14 protein-coding genes, 1 tRNA gene and 1 pseudogene are annotated in these 22,213 nt (G+C 62.4%); 6 read left to right on the forward strand and 10 right to left on the reverse strand.

Going from position 1 to position 22,213, the window contains the following annotated elements:
* The first annotated feature begins 95 nt into the window (after positions 1 to 95).
* Positions 96 to 1,115, forward strand: coding sequence for a Fe(3+) ABC transporter substrate-binding protein (locus tag AB4Z53_RS02075; RefSeq protein ID WP_441595217.1), 1,020 nt, complete (start codon positions 96 to 98; stop codon positions 1,113 to 1,115).
* 88 nt (positions 1,116 to 1,203) lie between these two features.
* Here the strand turns inward: AB4Z53_RS02075 and AB4Z53_RS02080 are convergent, their stop codons facing one another.
* The 3 genes and pseudogenes from AB4Z53_RS02080 to AB4Z53_RS02090 all read right to left on the reverse strand — a co-directional run bounded on the left by AB4Z53_RS02080 (position 1,204) and on the right by AB4Z53_RS02090 (position 5,085).
* Positions 1,204 to 2,259, reverse strand: coding sequence for a M48 family metallopeptidase (locus AB4Z53_RS02080; protein WP_441594418.1), 1,056 nt, complete (start codon positions 2,257 to 2,259; stop codon positions 1,204 to 1,206).
* Positions 2,249 to 3,355 (reverse strand): annotated as a pseudogene (locus AB4Z53_RS02085) (YjgN family protein). Before AB4Z53_RS02085 ends, AB4Z53_RS02080 begins: the two are co-directional and overlap by 11 nt.
* A 233-nt stretch (positions 3,356 to 3,588) precedes the next feature.
* Positions 3,589 to 5,085 carry a CoA-acylating methylmalonate-semialdehyde dehydrogenase gene (locus tag AB4Z53_RS02090; protein WP_113536369.1) on the reverse strand — a complete coding sequence of 499 codons (1,497 nt, stop codon included), beginning with the start codon at positions 5,083 to 5,085 and terminating at the stop codon, positions 3,589 to 3,591.
* Positions 5,086 to 5,213: 128 nt separating this feature from the next.
* On the opposite strand from AB4Z53_RS02090, the gene AB4Z53_RS02095 reads away from it, so the two are divergent.
* Positions 5,214 to 6,095: a LysR family transcriptional regulator gene (locus AB4Z53_RS02095; RefSeq protein WP_113536370.1), complete on the forward strand. Its 882-nt coding sequence runs from the start codon at positions 5,214 to 5,216 to the stop codon at positions 6,093 to 6,095.
* 24 nt (positions 6,096 to 6,119) lie between these two features.
* Here AB4Z53_RS02095 and AB4Z53_RS02100 read toward each other — a convergent pair whose 3' ends face one another.
* A complete protein-coding gene (locus AB4Z53_RS02100; RefSeq protein WP_113536371.1) occupies positions 6,120 to 7,883 on the reverse strand; it encodes an adenylate/guanylate cyclase domain-containing protein in 1,764 nt (587 codons plus the stop codon).
* Positions 7,884 to 8,230: 347 nt separating this feature from the next.
* On the opposite strand from AB4Z53_RS02100, the gene AB4Z53_RS02105 reads away from it, so the two are divergent.
* A complete protein-coding gene (locus AB4Z53_RS02105; protein WP_441594420.1) occupies positions 8,231 to 8,431 on the forward strand; it encodes a hypothetical protein in 201 nt (66 codons plus the stop codon).
* Positions 8,432 to 8,496: 65 nt separating this feature from the next.
* On the opposite strand, the gene AB4Z53_RS02110 is transcribed toward AB4Z53_RS02105, so the two are convergent.
* Positions 8,497 to 8,573: transfer RNA gene (locus AB4Z53_RS02110), tRNA-His, on the reverse strand.
* Positions 8,574 to 8,766: 193 nt separating this feature from the next.
* A complete protein-coding gene (locus tag AB4Z53_RS02115) occupies positions 8,767 to 9,216 on the reverse strand; it encodes a phasin (RefSeq protein WP_113536373.1) in 450 nt (149 codons plus the stop codon).
* Positions 9,217 to 9,446: 230 nt separating this feature from the next.
* Here AB4Z53_RS02115 and AB4Z53_RS02120 point away from each other — a divergent pair, with 230 nt between their 5' ends.
* Complete coding sequence (locus AB4Z53_RS02120) at positions 9,447 to 13,208, forward strand: PAS domain S-box protein (protein ID WP_441594422.1); 3,762 nt, start codon at positions 9,447 to 9,449, stop codon at positions 13,206 to 13,208.
* A 19-nt stretch (positions 13,209 to 13,227) separates the two neighbouring features.
* Entirely contained in the window at positions 13,228 to 14,982 is a 1,755-nt protein-coding gene (locus AB4Z53_RS02125) for an ABC transporter permease (RefSeq protein WP_113536375.1), read from the forward strand.
* Positions 14,983 to 15,281: 299 nt separating this feature from the next.
* On the opposite strand, the gene AB4Z53_RS02130 is transcribed toward AB4Z53_RS02125, so the two are convergent.
* On the reverse strand, positions 15,282 to 17,234 hold the full coding sequence (locus AB4Z53_RS02130; protein ID WP_441594425.1) for an acetoacetate--CoA ligase: 1,953 nt from the start codon (positions 17,232 to 17,234) through the stop codon (positions 15,282 to 15,284).
* A 185-nt stretch (positions 17,235 to 17,419) separates the two neighbouring features.
* Here AB4Z53_RS02130 and AB4Z53_RS02135 point away from each other — a divergent pair, with 185 nt between their 5' ends.
* Entirely contained in the window at positions 17,420 to 19,243 is a 1,824-nt protein-coding gene (locus AB4Z53_RS02135) for an AsmA family protein (protein ID WP_441595218.1), read from the forward strand.
* Between the two features lie 88 nt (positions 19,244 to 19,331).
* Here the strand turns inward: AB4Z53_RS02135 and AB4Z53_RS02140 are convergent, their stop codons facing one another.
* Genes AB4Z53_RS02140 through AB4Z53_RS02150 form a run of 3 tightly spaced genes read right to left on the reverse strand, consistent with a single transcriptional unit; the run spans position 19,332 to position 22,212 of the window.
* Entirely contained in the window at positions 19,332 to 20,150 is an 819-nt protein-coding gene (locus AB4Z53_RS02140) for an ABC transporter permease subunit (protein WP_291149263.1), read from the reverse strand.
* A 3-nt stretch (positions 20,151 to 20,153) separates the two neighbouring features.
* Entirely contained in the window at positions 20,154 to 21,065 is a 912-nt protein-coding gene (locus AB4Z53_RS02145; RefSeq protein ID WP_441594427.1) for an ABC transporter permease subunit, read from the reverse strand.
* Between the two features lie 4 nt (positions 21,066 to 21,069).
* Positions 21,070 to 22,212, reverse strand: a complete 1,143-nt coding sequence (locus tag AB4Z53_RS02150; protein ID WP_441595219.1) for an ABC transporter ATP-binding protein — start codon at positions 22,210 to 22,212, stop codon at positions 21,070 to 21,072.
* Between the last annotated feature and the right edge of the window lies 1 nt (position 22,213).

Here is a 22,213-nt window from a genome sequence, read left to right on the forward strand (position 1 = left end):
ACTGTTTACGGCGCTGCGGTCAGAAAGATGAGCGATTTTGTTAACTTAACGCAAACAAGAAAATGGAGGAAGCGATGTCCGTTTCAAGAGCAGCGATGGGCGTTTTGTCCCTGACGGCAACCCTGCTTACGACGAGCGCCGCCTGGGCAGATGGTGAAGTCAATATCTACTCCTATCGGCAGCCCGATCTGATCAAACCGTTGCTCGACGCCTTCACCAAGGAAACCGGCATCACCACCAACGTGCTCTTCCTCGACAAGGGCCTCGTGGAACGCATCCAGGCCGAAGGCGCAAACTCCCCGGCCGACGTGATCCTGACCGTCGACATCAGCCGCCTGACCGAAGCCAAGGATGCGGGCGTCACCCAGCCGGTCGTCAACGAGACGATCAACAAGGACATCCCGGCGCATTTCCGCGATCCTGAGGGCAACTGGTTCGGCCTCACCACCCGCGGTCGCGTCGTCTATGCTTCCAAGGAGCGCGTTGCCCAGGACGACATCACCTATGAGGAACTTGCCGATCCGAAGTGGAAGGGCAAGATCTGCACGCGTGACGGCCAGCACTCCTACAATATCGGCCTCTTCGCCTCGATGATCGCCCACCACGGCGAAGCCGAGACCGAGAAGTGGCTGACGGGCCTCAAGAACAATCTCGCGAAGAAGCCGGATGGCGGCGACCGCGACCAGGCCAAGGCGATCCTCGCCGGCGAATGCGATCTGGCACTCGGCAACACCTACTATGTCGGTCTGATGATGACCAACGAGAAGGAGCCCGAACAGAAGGAATGGGCGGCCGCCATCAAGGTGCTCTTCCCCAATGCGAAGGATCGCGGCACGCACGTCAACATCTCGGGCATGGCGCTCGCCAAGAATGCTCCGAACAAGGACAACGCGCTGAAGCTGATGGAATATCTGTCGGAAGGCGAAGCCCAGAAGATCTACGCCGAGCAGGTATTCGAGTATCCGGTCCTGCCGGGCGCCGAACCGTCCGATGTCGTGAAGTCCTTCGGCACGATCAAGCCGGACGAACTGCCGCTCGCCGATATCGCGGCGAACCGCAAGAAGGCTTCGGAACTGGTCGACAAGGTCGGCTACAACGACGGTCCGCAGGACTGATCAACAAGCCGGATCACAAGACAGGAACAGCGGGCCAAGGCCCGCTGTTTTCGTTTCGAGATGCCGCGTGCGCGGCAAGCGCCAGAGGTTACTGCGCCTTGGCGCGCAACTCCGCAGCGTAATCGAGGATCGCCTGGCGTCGTTCCGGCGTACCGGGATGGGTCGACAGGATGTTGGTGCTGCCGCGATCGCCGAGCTTGTCTTCGAGCAGGTCGAAAAAGCGCGCAACGGCCGTCGGGTCTCGCCCTGCCGTCTGCATCAGCTCGACCGAGTGCCTGTCTGCGGCACTTTCAGCACCGCGCGAATAGGATAGCGAAAGCAGACCGGCGCCCTGTACCAGGACATCCTCGACACCCGAACCGATATCGCCGCCGATCATCATGATGAGACCGGCAACGCCGGCCGCCCGATAGATCTGGCGCAGACTATGCTCGAGTTCGACATGGCCGATCTCGTGCGCCAGCACGCCGACGATCATCTCGGTGTCGTCGCCGGCAAGCTCGATGAGTTCGTCGGTGACGACCAGCGTGCCATCCGGAAGCGCGAACGCATTTGGCCCGACCACGCCGCCCTTGCGGAAATTGAGCGTATATCCGGCTTCGCCGCGACTTGACTGCATGGCAATCGCCCTGAAGCCGTCGCGGATCCTGTCCTGCCGCTCGATTGCCAGCTGCGTCTTGTCGAACAGCGTCCGATCCATCGTTTCCATCGTGCCCTTCGACATGATCTCCGGCACGATCGGAGGGGTCACGAGGGCGGCGACTTCGACGAGCGCAGGCACCGCGTAGCGGTAGATGACGATGCCGCAAAGCACGGTGGCGGCGACGACGGCAATGAGACGCGGACGGAAGCGTTCCCATTCATGGATGTGGTCGACCCTGCCTCTCAGCTTCAGAAAGCTGTCGATCGCTTCATTGTCCGGCGTTTCGAACAACGAACCGTCCGCAAACGCGACGCGGCGTGGAATCGCTCCGACACGGTCGGAAATATCGACGGCAGCAAAGGCGCCACTTGCAAGTTCGGTGCTCGCGTCGTCCACAGCCCTAAGGCTGCCGCCCTCTTCCAAGAGCCGCGAGGGCACCGACTGGCTCGAACCGGCCGGATGCCACTCGCCACGGGCGATCTCGATGCTGCTAGAAGCCAAAATCGAACCCTTCGAAATCCATGAACTCCGCGCCAACCGCCGACGCCTGCGCCTCGATATCGCTCATCAAAGTTCCGACGGCGCCAAAGACGGTCACGCCCGTCAGGGTCCATTTGTAGCGCGCCATGCGGACAACCGCCCAAGGCCGCAGCAGGCCCAGCGTCGGGATGGTGACGACGAAATTCGAAATGGCGATCCACGTGTAGCGGCCCCGGGAAAGGCCGCTGAGGAATCGATGTTTCCCGTCAAAAATCGTCGATCCCCAGACGGCGTTGTGCACGGCTGCACTGTAGAACAATGCGACGATCGCATAGAAAGACATCGTCCCCACATAGCCCGCGCCCACGATTACCCATTGCCACATTCGGATGTCACCGGAGTCTGCCAAGACTGAAGCAAACAGGTGCGGTGCCGCGCGAAAGGTACCCGTCACAATCGCCATGACAAGGAGGCCAAGCGCCAGCGCAAGCCCAACGCCCAGGAACATGCCGCGATAGAGCGGGCCAAAAGGGGGATTGGTCTCAAAGGCCCTGCCGCCAAAGCGCAAGTTCGTTCCGACGTACCGCCCGACCCATCGGCTCGCGAGCGGCGTCAGCAAGCCCAAGGTGACAATCGAAAGGAACCCGCCCAGGATAAACGCCTTGAAGGCACCTCCGGTCGTGCCGACAAAGTCGAAGCGGACATTGCGTTAGCTCGTCACCCGCGCGCTGAAGCGCAATCCGCGTGCGGCCAGCCAGGGTACGAAGAAGAGCGAAAGCACGAAGAGGACGATGCCGACGATCGGAACGAATGTCAGCAGGAGATTGTAAAGGATCAGATAGCCGAAAACGATCACCCGCCCGATCAGGATCTGCTTGCCTTTGGCATGGTATTCAAAGGCTCGACCGAGCAGAACCGTATTTCCGTAAAAATACCTATTGCGCCGAACCTTCGCCCAGGCGGAATAAATGCCAACCGTGACGATCGTCAAAAACACGTTGACGATCCAGATGCCGAAATATTCCTTGCCGCTCCCCATGAACGAGAAACGGTGAAAGTCGATCGACACGTCGCGCGTCGGCGCTGCTTCAAGCGCCGTCGTTTCAGACACGACCATGATGGTCCCCCTCTGACCACTCTTCGTACACCGGCCGCGCCGCAACGGCACTCCGGCTGCACATGATCCAACACAATTCGTCTGGTGCGCCCCCGCCCACCAAGCTGCCGTTGGAGCAGCGGTCAATTCACGACCCTTGCCCACGACTCGCAAATTAGTTGTGCCGTATCGCCGAATGCAACAAAAAAGGGCCTCCCGAAGGAGGCCCCGAGGCGGGAGGATATCGTGTCCCGTTACTTCATCGTCGGCATGACGAACTCGGCACCGTCCTTGATGCCCGAGGGCCAGCGCTCGGTGATGGTCTTCGTACGGGTCCAGAACTTGATCGAGTCCGTGCCGTGCTGGTTGAGATCGCCGAAGGACGAGGACTTCCAGCCGCCGAAGGAATGGTAGGCGAGCGGAACCGGGATCGGAACGTTGACGCCGACCATGCCGATGTTGATGCGCGATGCGAAGTCGCGGGCAGCGTCGCCGTCGCGGGTGTAGATCGCAACGCCGTTGCCGTATTCGTGCTTCATCGGCAGGTCGAGGGCTTCCTCGTAGTTCTTGGCGCGAACGACCGAGAGAACCGGTCCGAAGATTTCCGTCTTGTAGATGTCCATGTCGGGCGTGACATGGTCGAACAGGCAGCCGCCGATGAAGTGGCCGTTTTCATAGCCCTGGAGCTTGAAATCGCGGCCGTCGACCACGAGTTTCGCGCCCTGCTCGACACCACTGTCGATCAGGCTCCGGATGCGCTGTTCGGCTTCCTTGGTGACAACCGGGCCCATGTCGGCCTTTTCGTCGGTGTAGGGGCCGATGCGCAGGCTTTCGACCATCGGGGTCAGCTTCTGGATCAGGCGGTTGGCCGTTTCTTCACCGACCGGTACGGCAACCGAGATCGCCATGCAGCGCTCGCCGGCCGAACCGTAGCCGGCGCCCATCAGCGCGTTGGCGGCCTGGTCGAGATCGGCGTCGGGCATGATGATCATGTGGTTCTTGGCGCCGCCGAAGCACTGGGCGCGCTTGCCGTTCATCGCCGCCGTGCCATAGACGTAGCGGGCGATCGGCGTCGAGCCGACGAAGGAAACGGCGGCAATATCCGGGTGGGTGAGGATGGCGTCGACCGCGCCCTTGTCGCCGTTGACGACGTTGAGGATGCCGGCCGGCAGGCCGGCTTCGATCATCAGTTCAGCGAGGCGGATCGGAACCGACGGGTCACGCTCGGACGGCTTCAGGATGAAGGCGTTGCCGCAGGCGATCGCCGGAGCAAACATCCACATCGGGATCATCGCCGGGAAGTTGAACGGCGTAATGCCCGCGCCGACGCCGACGGCCTGGCGGATTGAGTACATGTCGATGCCCGGGCCGGCACCTTCGGTGAATTCGCTCTTCTGCAGATGCGGAATGCCGATGACGAATTCGCAGACTTCCAGGCCGCGGACGAGGTCACCCTTGGCGTCTTCGACAGTCTTGCCGTGTTCGCGCGAGAGGATCTCGGCAAGCTCGTTCATGTGCGTGTTCAGGAGTTCGACGAACTTCATGAAGACGCGAGCGCGGCGCTGCGGGTTGGTGGCAGCCCACTTCGGCTGCGCCGCCTTGGCGCTTGCGACCGCTGCCGCCAGCTCCGCGTCGCTGGCGAGCGCTACCGTGCCCTGCACTTCGCCGGTTGCCGGATTGAAGATGTTGCTGACGCGGCCGCTGGTGCCGGCAACGCGCTTGCCATCGATGAAATGACCGATTTCGTACATGGTTGGTTCCTCCAGACCTTGATTGTGGCGGCATGATCGCACTACGATTTCAACAAATCAATTTCCGATATTCAGCAACCGTTGTGCAAAAATCAAAGTCCACGGCTGCAGACCGAGGTCTCGACACTATGAACTGGGACGATGTCAGAATGTTTCTAGCCGTGGCGCGCACCGGACAGATCCTTGCGGCGTCAAAACGGCTTGGCGTCAACCATGCCACCCTCAGCCGCCGGGTGACGGCGCTTGAGGAAACACTGAAAACGCGGCTTCTCGTGCGCCGGCCGAACGGCTGCGAATTGACGGCTGAAGGAGAGATCTTCCTGGCGGCAGCCGAACGGATGGAGACCGAGATGCTGGCGGCGCAGTCGCAGATCGGCCGGATCGACACGGCGATCGCCGGCACCGTCCGCATCGGCGCGCCCGACGGTTTTGGTGTTTCCTTCCTGGCGCCACGCCTTGGGCGGCTGACGGCCCGCTATCCGGAACTAAAACTGCAGCTGGTGCCGGTGCCGCGCTCCTTCTCGCTGTCGCAGCGCGAGGCCGACATCGCGATCACCATCGAGCGCCCGGAACAGGGACGCCTCGTCTCCTCGAAGCTTACCGATTACACCCTCGGCCTTTATGCCTCGTCGGCCTATCTTGAGAAACATGGCACGCCGCAAACGATCGACGATCTCAGGGAGCATCGCCGCATCGGCTATGTCGAAGACCTTATCTTCACCCCGTCGCTGAATTTTTCCGCGGAGATCATGCGAAGCTGGGATGCCTCCTTCGAGATCTCCAGCGCCACCGGGCAGACGGAAGCGGTGCGTTCCAGCGCCGGCATCGGCATCCTGCACAACTACATCGCCCGCCACACACCGGAACTCCAGCGCATCCTCCCGGAGACGACCATCCGCCGCGCCTACTGGACGACCTATCACGAAAGCGCCCGCGACCTCGTTCGCGTGCGCACCGTGGTTGCCTTCCTGCAGGAACTGGTGACGGCAGAACACCAGATTTTCGTCTGACAGACAGGTTTCGAAAGCTGGTGGCTAGAGGGAGATGCCGGCGTCCCGCAAACCATCGGCGAGCCGGCCGAGCACGCCGGGATCACGATAGGGCATGGCCCGCTTGAGGTGCTCGATCGAGAAATCCGGGTTAACCTCGAATACCTCGTGCCAGTAGCGTCGCGCATCCTCATGCCGCCCGGTTCGACCATAGAGACAGGCGAGATAAAACCGCGTCATGTCCGATCGCGGCGCCAGCGTCAGACGCCGCTTGAAAGCAATCTCCGCCTCATCGAACCGGCCGAGATTGAGCAGCGTCCGCCCCAGAAAATGCAGCGAAAGGTCGAACTGCGGGTCAAGCCTATGGGCCCGGGTGTAGAACGGCAGCGCGGCTTCGAACTGCCCCTGGAAATCCCTGATCGTACCGAGCGCGGTGTGCCCGCTTGCGGAATTGGGGTCGAGTTCGATCACCCGCTGCGCTGCCCGCTCGGCTTCATCGAAACTCCTCTGCCAGCAGAGCGCGAGCGAGAGCGCGTGATAGCCATGTGGCTCGTTGTCATCGATATCGACGGCCTTCTGTGCCAGCTCCAAGGCCCGCGCGACGTTGTCGACGGTGCCGCCGTTCCACCGATTGATGTAATCCGTAAGTGCAATGATCGAGAGGGAGGCGTAGGCTGCGGCCAAACCCGGGTCGATGGCGATGGCACGCTGCAGCATGTTGCGTGCGTCGGCAGATGAGGCAGCCTCGAACCGCAGAATGGCCTGTCGCGACCGCACGAGCATGTCATAGGCTTGCGGATCGACCTTGTTGCGGCTCTCGCGTCGCTCTTCCTCGCCGGCCGTCAGCTTCACTTTCAGCGCGGTGACGATGGTGCGGGTCACTTCGTCCTGAACTTCGAAGATGTCTTCGATGCCGCGGTCGTAGCGCTCGGCCCAGAGATGGCCGCCCGTCGTGCCGTCAATCATCTGGGCGTTGATGCGGATGCGGTTGGCGGCGCGGCGCACGCTGCCTTCAAGCACGTAACGAACGCCGAGATCGCGGCTCACCTGACGGATATCCGGCGACTTGCCCTTGTAGGCGAAGGAGGAATTGCGGGCGATGACGAAGAGACCGGAGACTTTCGAAAGGTCTGTGATGATGTCCTCGGTGATGCCGTCGGCAAAGTAGCCCTGTTCCGGATCGCCGGACATGTTGTCGAACGGCAGCACGGCGATGGAGGGCCGACTCGGGATCTGCGGCGGCGCCTCGGGAACAACCCTCACGGGCACATCTGCATATTCGTCCGGCGACCAGCTCCAGATGTGCACCGGGCGTTCGATGTTCTTGACTTCATGGTGGCCGCTATCGATGAAATCGAGGTCGATGCGGCCCTGCACATATTCGTGCACCCCGTCCGAAATCGCCACGCCGCCGGGTCTGGCGAGCGCTTCGATCCGCGCCGCGACGTTGACGCCATCGCCATAAAGGTCGCTGTCGGCGACCATGATGTCGCCCATGTTGACCCCGACGCGCAGCACGATCGCCTGTTCCGCCGGAACGTCCCTGTTTGCAGCCGTCATGGCCCGCTGGAGTGCTGCGGCACATTCGACGGCATTGACGGCGCTGGAAAACTCGACGAGCACGCCGTCGCCCGTCGTTTTGAAGACCCGCCCCCGATGGGTGGCGACAAGCGGCTCCAGCACCTCTTTCCAGCGTGCCATAAGCTGTCTGTAGGTATTCTTCTCGTCACGCTCCATCAGCCGGCTGTAGCCGACGACGTCAGCAGCCAGGATGGCGGCGAGCCTGCGCATGATGGATTCGTTGGCCATGGATTGCGGCGCCTTCCGAGAATCCCTTCTCGAAATTTTACCGATGGATGGCCCTGATGTCTATTCAGACTGAAGGCAGCCGGCAGCAGTCTTCACACCCGAGGAGAATGGGCGGTTCCCTCCCCGGCGCACCTTAGAGAGTTCGCGCAACCGGACTGGCTCTCGTCCGGCTGCCAGCCGAGCCGAATAACCCGATATGGGTATCGGCGCTGCAGGAACAGAGCGCAGTGTCTCGGCGTTTCTGCTCGATGGGAGAACCCCGTGCGTTGACTGCGGACGGCCGCAACCAACAGATGGCCCGCCCCGCAGACGCTTCGCACTCGGATTCGAGGAAGGAGGATGGAACGATGCTTGTCGCTGTTACGGACCGGCCAATCCTGCCGGGTGAATTCATCAAGATCGAAGACGTCTTCAAGGATGCGATACGCGAGAGAAATCTCCCGCGCCGCTCATCTGAGGCGACGGCGCTGGCAGTGCGGCTGATCGAGCTCTACCAGAACGGCGTAGAGGACGCGGTGGCGTTGAGGGCGATGGCCAAGCTGTTTTGAGAGCGCGCGTGGTTCGCGCCGAACGTTTGGCAAAATGCCCTGACATCAATGAGATAGGGAAGAAATGGTACGGTTGGTGGGAATCGAACCTACGACCTCAGGTGCCACAAACCTGCGCTCTAACCAACTGAGCTACAACCGCACTGCTCGCGACTTGTGTGTCGCTTGGCGGCTCACATACGGAGACTTCCGTCGCTTTGCAAGCCTTAACTTGAGATTATCCCGCAAAAAGACCGGATGGCAACCCATCCGGTCTTTTTGAATTTCTATGCACCCGTCGGTCCCAGGGGCAACAGCGATCTGTCGCCGCCAGCCTGCGGGCGCGATCGGTCGAGTTAGACCTTCTTGAAGGACGACATTGCCTTTTCGGCAGCTTCCTTGCCCGGCTTTGCGACGTTCTCGGCAACCTTCTTGGTGGCTTCCTGCATCGTCTTGGCCTGCTCGACAGCGAGCTCGGCCTGCTTGCGGATGAAGCCGGTCTGCAGTTCGACGAGTTCGGAAAGCGACTTCACGCCAAGCAGCGCTTCCATGTGCGAGAGCGAGTTTTCAGCATTGGTGCGCAGTGCATCGATCGCCTTGAGGCCGAGTTCGACGGTGCCGGTCTGAGCGCTTTCAAGCGTGGCTTCGACGGTCTTCGTCGCCTCTTCGGCGGCGGTCTTCATCTTGGCATAGGCTTCCTTCGACTGGACGGCACCCTTTTCCGCGAAATCGCGGAAGCTGTCGGTGAACTTCGCCGGGTCGAACGAGGAAAGGGAAAATACGTCGTCGGTCTTCTTGGTAGCCATGAAAGCGCTCCTTGGTGTCAGGCCCTCTTTTGAGGCGCCGTTGCTTGATGCGCCCTATATAGTCGAGTTCCTTGTGCATTGCAATAAAATTGTGCAGCGCACAAAAATCCCGAGCATTAACCTTGCGCGGTGAAAGCCGTGACGAAGCTTCGGGCGTCGCTGGACCCTCGCGGGTCCGCCGGGTATTAATAGAGTGTTAACCCGTAAGTGATCCGTCAATAGGCCAGTCCATGCCCGCGAGACAGTATCCCTTCATCGATATCGCCGTGCATGCACGGGTGCGAGAGCATTTCGCGCGCGGCGATGCGGCGATCCTGTTTTCGCGGGATTTCGCACGTATTCTCTGGGCCAACGATCAGGGCGCCGCTTTCTTCGGCGCCGCGTCGATCTATGACTTCATCGATGCAGGGCCGGAACAGAACGATATTTCGCTGCGCCAGCTACGCGCTGCGGCCGCACAGCTCGCGCGCGTCGGCGATCGCCGCCAGCTTTCGATCCGCAAGTACTCAGGCTTCCGCGGAACACCGCTCAATGTCGCCGTCGAGATGATCCGCGTTCGGCCGGACGAGGACGCCGTGCTCTTTACCGCGCCGCATGCCGGCGCACCGCTTTCGATTGAGGATCGGGCCGCGCGCATGATTGCCGGGCTTGACGGTCCCGACACTCACATGGCGGTGCTCGATGGCGAAGGCGCCATCGTCGCGCATTCACCGGGCTTCCCCGACCTTGGCATGTCGGACGAGACCCGCAAGCAACTCATCGTCGCCGTCTCGCGCGATCACGACTGGCTGATCAAGCGCCCGGTTGCCACCCGCAAGGGGCATCTGCCGGCAGCCGTCGGCAAGATTGCCGATGACCCGTCGCTGCATCTGCTCTTTGCCGTCGAGACCATTCTCGGCACCCTCGATCCCGAGGAGGATTCTCCTGCTGCCGAGCAGGTTCCGGTACTGCCGCCCGTCGAGGATCAGCATCCGGACGAAAGCGAGGTCGCGGCCGACACCGAACTGGCAACTGACGAGATGGGCGACGAACCGGCAGCAAGCCTTGCGCCCGACGAGCCATACGAAACGGCAGACGAACCGGAGGCATCGGCCGTTGAGCCACAGGCCGAGGTCGCCGAGGTCGCCGAGGTCGCCGAGGTCGCCGAGGTCGCCGAGGTCGCCGAGGTCGCCGACGAAGCGGGCATTGCAGAGGCCGTCGTCGTCAAGCCCGAGCCGTCCAGCACCACCGCTGACGCGATAATTGCGCCGTCCGAGGACAAGGCCGACGGCGAAAACCTGAACGGCGAGACCACAGGGACCGCCGCCCAAGCCGCTGTCCACGAGGAGGCCCAAGCCCCAGCGGAGGTCCTGGCCCTAGGGGAGGTCCAGGCAGAAGGCGAGACGAGCGAAATCGGCGAAGAGGACACGGCTCTCGCGGAGCAGACAGACTTCGTCTTCACGCCCGGCGGTCGTGCAGTGCGTTTCGTCTGGAAGATCGATGCCGAGGGGCGCTTCAGCGAAATCTCCGAGGAATTCGCGACCGCGGTCGGCCCGCGCGCGGCTGATGTGATCGGCGCGAGCTTCACCGATGTTGCGGCGCGCTACGATCTCGACCGCGACCACAAGATCGGCACGCTGCTGCAGCGTCGCGACACCTGGTCCGGCAAGACGATCTTCTGGCCGGTTGAAGGCACTAGCCTCAAGGTTCCAGTTGACCTTGCGGCTTTACCCACTTATTCCCGCTCGCGCGAATTCGATGGCTTCCGCGGTTTCGGCATCGTGCGCCTTGCCGATGCCGTCGAGGACGAAAATGCCAACGGCCTGACGCTCGGCCCCCGCGCCGCGGCAAACTCGCTCGCGAACGACGCCGTGGACGCCCCATTGCCGCAACGGGGTGAGAGCGAAGGTCCGACCGAGGAGGTAGAGGGCGAAAGCCGGGTTGCGGACGAACCGCAGGTGCAGGAAGAAGCGCCGCCGGCAGCCGCGGCGGAGCCTGTCGCGGGTGAAGGCAACGCGGCCGAACCCGAAGACCTGCCGCTGTTCTCATCCGTGCCGGAAGCCACCGCCGACCTTCCGGCGGAAGAAGGCGTTGCCGAAGAGCCCGCCTCCACCACGGATTCCTTCCAGGGCGAACGTCCGGCCCTGCGCGTCATCGAGACGCCGGGCAGGAGAACCTCCGACAAGGTCATCGAACTGGAGCAGCACCGCGCATCGAGCGGGCTGACGCGTGGCGAACAGGCGGCTTTTCGCGAGATCGCCCGGCAACTTGGCGATTTCGGCAAACCGGCTGAAGAGGAAGAAGCCGCGCCGGATAGCGCCGTAACAGTCAACGCGACAACGGCCGAGCACCTCCCCCCGAACGAGAGCGACGGCACCGCTTCGCAGCAGCCCCCGTTGGGTGAGCCGGAGATCGAGGACGCAGCGCCTGTCGAGGCAAGCGAAGGCGAAACCGAGCCTGACGCGGAGACACACGCACACGCCGGCGACGCCAGCGAGAGGGACGTCCAGCAGCAAACGGCCGATATCGGTCTCAGCGGCGAGATCCTCGACAGCCTGCCGATCGGCATGCTCGTCCATCGCGGCGACCAATTGCTGCACGCCAATCCGGAGTTCCTGCGGCTTACGGCCTATGGCGATCTCGACGCGTTCGCCGACGAAGGCGGTATAGATGCGCTTTTTGCCAACGGCGAGGAAGCAATCGACGGCGAGCCCGACGGCACGCTGACGCTGATCCGCAAGGACGGCCAGTTGCGACCGGTCACCGCCCGCCTGCATTCGATCCGCTGGGACGGCAAGAGCGCGCTGATGCTGGCACTGACCGCGGCAAGCACACCAAACGCCCAACCGGCCAAGGATGACGAAGCGCTCGCGGCCGGCGAACAGGTCGACCGCCTGAAGACGGAAATCGACGAACTCAAGTCCATTTTGGAAACGGCCACCGATGGCGTGGTCGTTCTCGGCCATGACGGCGATATCCGCTCGGTGAACCGTTCGGCGAGCGCGCTTTTCAACTATGACGAGGGTGAGATCCGCGGCAAGCCGTTTGCGGCGCTCTTTGCCCATGAGAGCCAGAAGGCTGTCATCGACTACCTGCACGGCCTTTCCGGCCACGGCGTCGCTAGCGTGTTGAACGACGGTCGCGAAGTGATCGGGCGAGAAGCCAATGGCGGCTTCATTCCGCTCTTCATGACCATCGGCAGGCTTTCCGCATCGAACGGCTTCTGCGCCGTGATCCGCGACATCACCCAGTGGAAGCGGACGGAGGAAGAACTCCGCAACGCCAAGCGCGCAGCGGAGACGGCAAACGCCCACAAGACCGAGTTCCTCGCGCGCGTCAGCCACGAGATTCGCACGCCGCTGAACGCCATCATCGGCTTTTCCGACATGATGGCGAGCGAGCATTTCGGTCCGGTCGGTCACCCACGCTACATCGAATACGCCGGCGATATCGGTCGCTCCGGTCGCCACGTGCTTGATATCGTCAACGATCTCCTGGATATCTCGAAGATTGAAGCCGGCGAGATGGAGCTGGATTTCGGCGCAGTCGAGATCAACGATGCGGTTTCCGAGGCAGTGTCCCTCGTCCAGCCGCAGGCCAACAGTCAGCGCGTCATCATCCGCACCTCGCTTTCGGCAGCCGTGCCGAACGTCGTCGCCGATGGTCGGTCGATCAAGCAGATCGCGCTCAACATCCTCGCCAACGCCATCCGCTTCACGCCCTCGGGCGGGCAAATCGTCGTCTCGACCTCCTACGAGGCGAACGGCAGCGTGATCCTGAGGATCCGCGACACCGGCGTCGGCATGACGCGCAGCGAGCTGGACCAGGCGATGAAGCCTTTCCGGCAGGTGACGACGGGCGCGCGCAAGCGCGGCGACGGCACCGGGCTCGGTCTGCCGCTGACCAAGGCGATGGCGGAAGCGAACCGGACGCACTTCTCGATCACCTCCGCGCCGAACGAAGGTACGCTGGTGGAAATCTCCTTCCCGTCACAACGCGTCTTGGCGAACTGAGACCGGATGTTATAAGGAAATGTTGACTTGCGGCGGCCAGTTTGCTGGCCGCCGGTTGGCTTTCCTGCCGTCTCGCTTCGGAATCGATCGATTGCAGTCCACCACTCAGAGAACAAAGCGGCGTCTTGCACGTGCAGGGACCGGTCTTTCCCATCCACTCCTGGCGACCTGGGCCGGTCTGACGTCGGTAATCGTGCTGATGCCGATCATCGCGATCGCGTGGCTCGCCGTATCAGGCGGGGGCGGCAACTGGCCGCATCTCATGGAGAACGTCATTCCGCGGGCGACCGGGCGAACGCTGCTGCTGGTTTCGCTCACCGGTACCGTCACGGCAATCATCGGCATCCTGACCGCCTGGCTGGTGGCGAGTTGCGAGTTTCCGCTGCGCCGTTTCTTGTCCGCTGCGCTGGTGCTGCCGCTCGCCATCCCCGCCTATCTTGCGGCCTATGCCTTCGGTGAACTCTTCACATTTACCGGACCGGTGCAAAGCCTGATCCGCGTCATCTTCGGCTTCAAGACGAGCCGCGACTACTGGTTTCCGGATATCCGCTCGCTCGGCGGCGCGGTGTTGGTGCTGAGCTCAGTGCTCTACCCTTACATCTACCTCGCCTGCCGCTCGATGTTCCTGATGCAGGGACGGGCGGCTGCAGATGTCGCGCGCACGCTCGGCGCCGGGCCGCTCAAAGTGTTCTTCCGCATCCAGATTCCGATGGCCCGTCCGGCGATCATGATCGGTCTGACGCTGGTGGCGATGGAGACCCTCAACGACATCGGCGCCGTCGAGTTCCTCGGCGTGCAGACGCTGACCTTCTCGATATTCGATACCTGGCTCAATCGCGGCAGTCTCGCGGGCGCTGCACAGATCGCCTGCATCATGCTTGTCTTCGTCATCGGCCTGATGATGATCGAGCGGGCCGCACGCCGCCGCCAGCGCTTTTCGAGCCAGAAGACGACCTCGGCCGTGCATGACGCCGTCCGGCTGTCGCTCACCGGGTGGAAGAAATGGGCGGCAATGTTCGCCTGCCTCCTGCCCGTCCTCTCCGGTTTTGCGGTGCCGTTCTTCATCCTCGGGAACTTTGCCCTGAAGCGAATCGACCAGTTCCTGGAGCCTCGTCTTCTGAACGCGCTCTTCCACAGCATCCTGGTTTCGGGTGCGACGGCGATGGTCACGGTGCTGCTCGGCTTCGTGCTGGCCTATGCGGCCCGCACCGGGCATTCCAGGGTATCCGACACGGCCGGGCGGCTCGCCTCCTTCGGCTACGGTGTGCCCGGCACGGTGCTGGCGATCGGCGTGCTCTTTCCGCTCGCCGCCCTCGACAATGCGATCGACGCCGGCATGCGGGAGACCTTCGGCATTTCGACCGGCCTGATGATGACGGGTACGGGCTTTGCCATCATCTACGCCTGCAGCGTGCGCTTCCTCACCATGGCGGAAGGCTCGCTCGAAGCCGGCTTCCAGAAGCTCTCTCCGCATCTCGACATGGCCGCGCGCGCGCTCGGGCGCACGGGCGGACAGACCTTGCGCACCGTGCTCCTGCCAATGATGCGTCCCGCCGTTCTGACGGCGGCGTTGCTCGTCTTCATCGAAACGATGAAGGAGCTTTCGGCGACAATCATGCTGCGCCCCTTCAACTTCAACACGCTCGCCACCCTCGTCTACGAGGACGCGTCGCGGGCGAAGGTCGAGGATGCCTCGGTTGCCGCGATGATCATCGTCATCGCCGGCATGATCCCGGTCATCGCCGTTTCGCGGTCCCTCGAAGGGCGATCCTGATCGACTGGCGAGGCCTGCTCCGCTCTCTTCCGACGGCAGCAACGGCACAAAAAAAAGGTGGCTGGGAGGCCACCTCGATAGTCGAATGCTAAACCAACAAGTGCTCGAGAAGGGATGACATCATGTCAGCGGCGGCATCGCTGCCAAGCGCCGAACTACATCGACCAGCCTCAAGTTGACATGACCATGCGCCCCCAATTCTTAACAAGACCTTACCAGGCGACTCCGCAATTTTAGTGATTTTTCAGCAAGTCTGAAGGCTTGGTTAATTCCGGGAGCGCCAAGAAGTTAACGCGCCCTCAATTCTTAAGGGCCTCGAGCCCGGCAAAAAGGTCGAGCGCTTCGGGGTTGGCGAGCGCCTCCTTGTTCTTCACCGGACGGCCGTGCACGACATCACGAACGGCGAGCTCGACGATCTTGCCCGACTTGGTGCGGGGAATATCGGTGACCGCGATCACCTTCGCTGGCACGTGGCGCGGCGACGCGCCGATGCGGATGCGGTTCTTGATCGCCTTCGTCAGATCATCGGTGAGTGCGACGCCCGATGCGAGGCGGACGAACAGAACGACGCGCACATCGTCTTCCCAATCCTGCCCGATGCAGAGGGCTTCTGCGACCTCTTCCATCTGCTCGACCTGATTGTAGATCTCGGCGGTGCCGATGCGCACGCCACCCGGGTTCAACGTCGCGTCGGACCGACCGTGAATGACAATGCCGCCATGTTCAGTCCATTCGGCAAAGTCGCCATGGCACCAGACGTTGTCGAAGCGCTCGAAATAGGCGGCGCGATACTTGGCGCCGTCCGGGTCGTTCCAGAACATCACCGGCATCGACGGAAACGCCTTGGTGCAGACGAGCTCGCCCTTTTGACCGCGCACGGACTGCCCCTCATCATTCCAGACGTCGACCGCCAATCCGAGGCCGGGTCCCTGGATCTCGCCGCGCCATACCGGCTTCAGGGGATTGCCGAGCACGAAACAGGAGACGATATCCGTGCCGCCGGAGATCGAAGCGAGCTGGACGTCCGACTTGATGCCTTCATAGACGAAGGAGAAACCTTCCGGCGACAAGGGCGAACCGGTGGAGGTGAGCAGCCGCAGGGTCGAGAGGTCATGCGTTTTCGCCGGCACGAAGCCACCCTTGCGGACCGCATCGATATACTTGGCCGACGTGCCAAACACGGCAAACTTCTCGGCAGCAGCGTAGTCGAAGAGCACGTTGCCGTCGGGATAGAAAGGCGAGCCGTCAAAGAGGCAGAGCGTGGCGCCGACCGCGAGGCCCGAGACCAGCCAGTTCCACATCATCCAGCCGCAGGTGGTGAAGTAGAAGAGCTTTTCGCCACGGCGAAGACCGCAATGGAAACGGTGTTCCTTCAGGTGCTGCAGCAGGGTGCCGCCGGCCGAATGAACGATACACTTGGGAACGCCCGTCGTGCCCGATGAAAACAGCACGTAGAGCGGATGGCTGAAAGGCAGCCGTTCGAAGGTCAGGGCCTTGGCCGCGAAGGGCGCTATGAAAGCCTCAAGGGTCCGGCCGTTCTCAACCGAGGCGGCGAGTGCGGCGCTGTCGCCGGCATAGGGGACGATCAGCGCCGGCACCGACAGGGCCCTGGAAACGGCGCCCACCTTCGCATCGACGTCCTGACGCTTGCCGTTGTACCAGTAGCCGTCGCAGGCAATGAAGAGTTTTGGCGCGATCTGGCCGAACCGGTCGAGAACCCCCTGTTCGCCGAAATCGGGAGAGCAGGAGGACCAGATCGCTCCGATCGAGGCTGTCGCCAGCATCAGCGCGATGGTTTCCGGCATGTTCGGCATCATTGCCGCGACACGGTCGCCGGGACCGATATCCAGCGCCTTCAGCGCCTGCTGCAGGCGCGAGACCAGGGCGCGCAAGTCATCCCAGGACCAACGGTAGCTGACCTTGTCCTCGCCACGGAAGACGAGCGCGTCGCCGCTACCGGTTTCGCGAAGCAGGTTTTCGGCGAAGTTCAGTTTTGCTTCGGGGAAGAAGCGCGCGTCGAGCATCCGGTCGCCGTTGACGAGGGCCGTCACGCCGCGTTCGCCGATGACGCCGCAATGGTCCCAGACAGCAGTCCAGAAATCGCCGCGCTCGGCCACCGACCAGGCATGCAACGCGTCATAATCCGCAAAGGTCAGGCCGAAGCGTTCGCTGCACCAGGCGATGAATTCGGCCATGGGGCTGTGTTCACGGATTTCGGGACTCGGAACCCACAACGGCTGCTCTGCTTGCATGCTTTCCTCCACTCCTGCTCCACGCCCTCTATACCATGCTGCATCGCAAAATAAACAGCACCCGCGGTCGCATCGGCATCGCGCTGGCGACATTTACCTGTCTGTTTCCTGTCTGTCGCATTTGATTTCTGAGGACCGAAGGCCTATCCAACATGCGTGATCCAAGCGACGGCGACCAGGCAGACATGATACGGAATTTCCTGCATACGATGCGCGACGCACGCCTGTGGTCGCGGCTGAGGCGCCGTCATTTCCTTTGGCCCGCCGCGCTCGGCGTCGGGCTTGCCGTGGGCTACAATGCCGCCCTGCCCCTGCTGATTTCGACCACCGATGTGCGTCCGACGATGGAGCGCATGCTCGACGCCTGGTCCGGCGGGAAAACTCGCATCGAAGGCAAGCCCGAGATCCGCTTCTGGCCACACCCGACCCTCACCCTGCGTTCGGCGACGATCGAGACCGCGGACGGCACTGCGCGCAAGCTCGCGCATATCGGCAGCATCACTGCCTCCTTCAGCCTGCTTTCCGCCATCGATGGCGACCCGGAGCTCGAGGACATCCGCCTGATCGAGCCGGTCGTGACGCTGGAAAGACGGACGGATGGCACGCTCAACTGGCAACGCCCACGCTGGCTGGATAAAACGGAGAAGCCGACCTCCGGCGACGATACCCCCTTCGGTGACGTCACGGTCGAAAGCGGACGCCTGCAGGTCATCGACCTCATCACCAATCGGACGCATGAATTTTCCGGCATATCCGGTACGGTCAAGTGGCCGTCCTTCTCCGAACGCCTGAGCGCGCAGCTCTCGGGCAGCCTTGGCGGTCAGCTGGTGAGCTGGACGATCGACTGCAACGAACCGCTGGCGCTGCTTGCCGGCCGCGATACGACACTCAGGACATCGCTTGCCTCTATTCCGCTGAACCTTTCATTCGAAGGCATTGGCAGCCTGTCGCAGAAGCCGATCAATTCGGGCCGGCTCCAGCTTTCGACCGCGTCCTTGCAAACGCTTGTCGCGTGGTATCAGGGGAAGTCCGACCCTGCCCTGCCGGACAGCAGCCTCAACCTCAGTGCCAGCGTCACGGCCAGTGACCACTCGCTGAAATTCGATGAGCTGCAGGTGGCCCTGGGCGGCGCCAACGCGACCGGTGTTCTCGACATCTCGACGCCTGCGAACGACACGCCTCGGATCGAAGGCACGCTCGCCTTCGACCACATTGCACTCAACGGCTTGCAACCCATCATCGACCAGTTGCCGTCGGAACCCGACGACATTGCAAAGCAGCTTCGCGACGTTTTCGTGCGGACCTGGCGTGCCGATGTCCGCCTGTCGGCGCAGGAAGCCCTGGTCGGTCCGTTGCGGCTGGTGGATCTGGCCGCCGGCATCATCATCGACCATGGGCGCGCCTCCATCGACATTGCCGACAGCACCTATGCCAATGGCCGGCTCAGCGGCCGGATCGCCGTTTCGGAAGCGGGATTGGCGAAAGGCGGCAAACTGGAGCTTGTGCTGAAGAATGCCGACCTCGCGGCAGCGCTTGCGGATTTCGGATTTACCGGACCGATTCCAACCGGCCGAGGCAACGTCAATTTCGATCTGGTGACTGATCGTCCGTTCTGGACCGAGCAGGCCGCCGAGGCTTCAGGCCGCATCAGGCTTTCGCTTGCCAACGGCAGCCTCACCGGCTTTGACGCAAACGCCTTCGCGGACCTGGTGAGGGCGGGCGAGTTCTTCTCGCTGGCTCAGGCGAGCGATGGTAGCTTCTCTTTCCAGACGGCAGACATCGAAGCCAGCTTCGGCCAGGGGTCGGCGCGCCTGAACCAGGCGCTCTTCACCGGCCAGACCGGCAGCCTTTCGGTCAACGGCGTCATTCCCTATCGCAGCGGCAGCCTCGCGCTCGCCGGAACCTTCATCGACACGCTCAATGCCGGACAGAGGCTGCGCTTCTTCGTCGGCGGCTCCTGGCCGAATGCTGTGATCTCGCCCCTGTCGGTGCTCGGCGAACCCAACTGAAACGGCCGGCGTCAGGGACACCGGCCGTTGGCTTGAAAATCAGGACGAACGCAAAGCAATCTTCCGCCAGGCGCAGAGCCGCATCGGTTCAGGATTGGGCAAAGGCGGCCCGTTCGTCACGCTCGCGCTGTACCTCGCGCTGCTTGGTGACGATGGAGGCGACGACCACCCCGATCGCGACGACACCGATCAGGATCGTGCAGATCGCGTTGATTTCCGGCGTCACGCCAAGCCGCACCTGACTGTAGATCTTCATAGGCAGCGTGGTTGCACCCGGTCCGGTCGTGAAGCTCGAGATCACGAGATCATCCAGCGACAAGGTGAAGGCCAGCACCCAGCCGGAAAACACCGCCGGCGCAATGACCGGCAAGGTGATCGCGAAGAAGGTCGCAACCGGGGTCGCCCCAAGATCGAGTGCTGCCTCTTCGATCGACCGGTCGAAGCTCAGGAGCCGCGACTGCACGACCACGGCAACGAAGCACATGGTGAAAGTGATGTGCGCCAGCGTGATCGTCCAGAAGCCGCGGTCGAGACCGATGGCCACGAACAGCAGCAGCAGCGACAGGCCGGTGATCACCTCGGGCATGACGAGTGGCGCATAGACCATGCCGGAGAACAGCATGCGACCGCGAAAGCGCGTGTAGCGAACGAGCGCGATCGCTGCAAGCGTTCCAAGCACGGTTGCACAGGTCGCCGAGATCAACGCGACGCGGATCGTCACCCAGGCAGCATCGAGCAGCGCCTGATTGTGCCAGAGTTGCGTGTACCACTTGGTCGAAAAGCCGGCCCAGACCGTGACGAGCTTCGATTCGTTGAAGGAGAAGATAATCAGAAGCACGATCGGCAGGTACAGGAACCCGAAGCCGAGAACGATCGAGGCGATGTTGAAACGTGACCAGGTGCCCATGACCTACCTCCCCTCGCCATCGGCTTTCGCCTGCGCGTTCTGGAAATAGACGATCGGCAGCACCAGGATCAGCAACAGGATCGTCGCCACGGCCGAGGAAACCGGCCAGTCGCGGTTGGCGTTGAACTCGTTCCAAAGCGTCTTGCCGATCATCAGCGTCTCCGAACCGCCGAGCAGATCGGGGATGACGAACTCGCCGACCGCAGGAATGAAGACAAGCAGGCAGCCGGCGACCACGCCCGCCAGCGACAATGGGAACGTGACCCGCCAGAAGGCGGTGAACGGCGTGCAGCCGAGATCGAGCGCCGCTTCGGTCAGCGAGTGGTCCATCTTCTCCAGTGAGGAGTAGATCGGCAGCACCATGAAGGGCAGGTATGAATAGACGATGCCGATATAGATCGCCCAATTGGTGTTGAGGATGATCAGCGGCTGGTCGATGACGTTGATGCTCATCAGGAACTGGTTGAGCAGACCCTCGGGCTTGAGGATCGCAATCCAGGCGTAGACGCGGATCAGGAAGCTCGTCCAGAACGGCAGGATCACCAGCATCAAGAGCGTCGGCCGAATGGTCTTCGGCGCCTTCGCCATGCCGTAGGCGACCGGATAGGCGATCAGCAGCGTCAGCACGGTCGAAACCGCCGCAATGACGACGCTCGACACATAGGCATTGAAGTAGAGGACATCCTCCGTCAGCCAGACATAGTTGTCGAACGAGAATTCTCTCGCCTTTTCAACGATGCCGGACAGGCCGCCAAAGAGATCGAAGACCGGCGTATAGGGCGGCATCGCCACTGCCGTCTGCGACAGTGATATACGGAAGACGATGAAGAAGGGGATGAGGAAGAAAAACAGCAGCCAGGCATAGGGGATGATGATGACGAGGCGGCTGAAGACAGCGGAAGCGACGCGTGTCATGGTCTCAATCCTTCAGAACGACGCCGGCGTCTTCGCCGAAGGAAACCCACACTTCCTGGTCGTAACCAAGCGGATCCTCAACCGCGCGCACCGCATTCAGCGACGATGCCTTGATCACGCGTCCATCCTTCAGGCGCACATGGAAGACCGTCATGTCGCCGAGATAGCCGATATCCCAGATCTCGCCCTGGACAGTGTTCACGGGCGCGTGGGCCGGTGGCTGCCGGCCCACGCGGATTTTTTCCGGACGGACAGCAACGGCCGACTTGCCGCCTGTGGCCGGCGTTTCGGGGGAGGCCATGCGGATGGGGAAACCATTGGTGCCTTCAAGGCGGACATAGCCGCCCTCGGCTCCAGCGACCGCTCCCTCGAAAATGTTGACGTCGCCGATGAAGTCCGCAACGAAACGGGAATTCGGCGCCTCATAGATCTCGGCCGGGGTCGCAACCTGGATGACCTTGCCGTGGCTCATGACCGCGATGCGGTCGGCCATGGTCATCGCCTCCTCCTGGTCGTGGGTGACGACCACGAAGGTAAGGCCGAGTTCCTGCTGCAGGTCCATCAGTTCGAACTGGGTTTCCTCGCGCAGTTTCTTGTCGAGCGCACCGAGCGGCTCGTCGAGGAGCAGCACCTTCGGCCGCTTGGCAAGCGAGCGGGCGAGTGCCACGCGCTGGCGCTGGCCACCGGAAAGCTGGTGCGGCTTGCGCTGGGCAAACTTCTCGAGCTTCACCAGCTTCAGCATCTGCGCCACACGCGCTGCGATGTCCGCCTTCGGCATACCGTCCTGCTTCAGTCCGAAGGCGATGTTGTTCTCCACCGTCATGTGCGGAAAGAGCGCGTAGGACTGGAACATCATGTTGACGGGCCGCCGGTAGGGCGGGATGCCGGCCAGGCTCTGGCCGTCGAGAATGATCTCGCCCGACGTTGGCTGCTCGAAGCCGGCGAGCATGCGCAGAAGCGTCGATTTTCCGCAGCCCGAGGCGCCGAGAAGCGCAAAGAACTCGCGCGTGTAGATGTCCAGCGAAAGGTCGTCGACGGCGGTAAAGTCGCCGAACCGCTTCGTCACGTTCTTGAAGGAAATGAATGGCTTGGAAGCGGGATCCGCCCAAGGGGCAAAGGACCGCCGGATACTGCCGAGAGACTTCATC

The organism is Ensifer sp. 2TAB8 (assembly GCF_052115125.1).
GTDB lineage: Bacteria > Pseudomonadota > Alphaproteobacteria > Rhizobiales > Rhizobiaceae > Ensifer.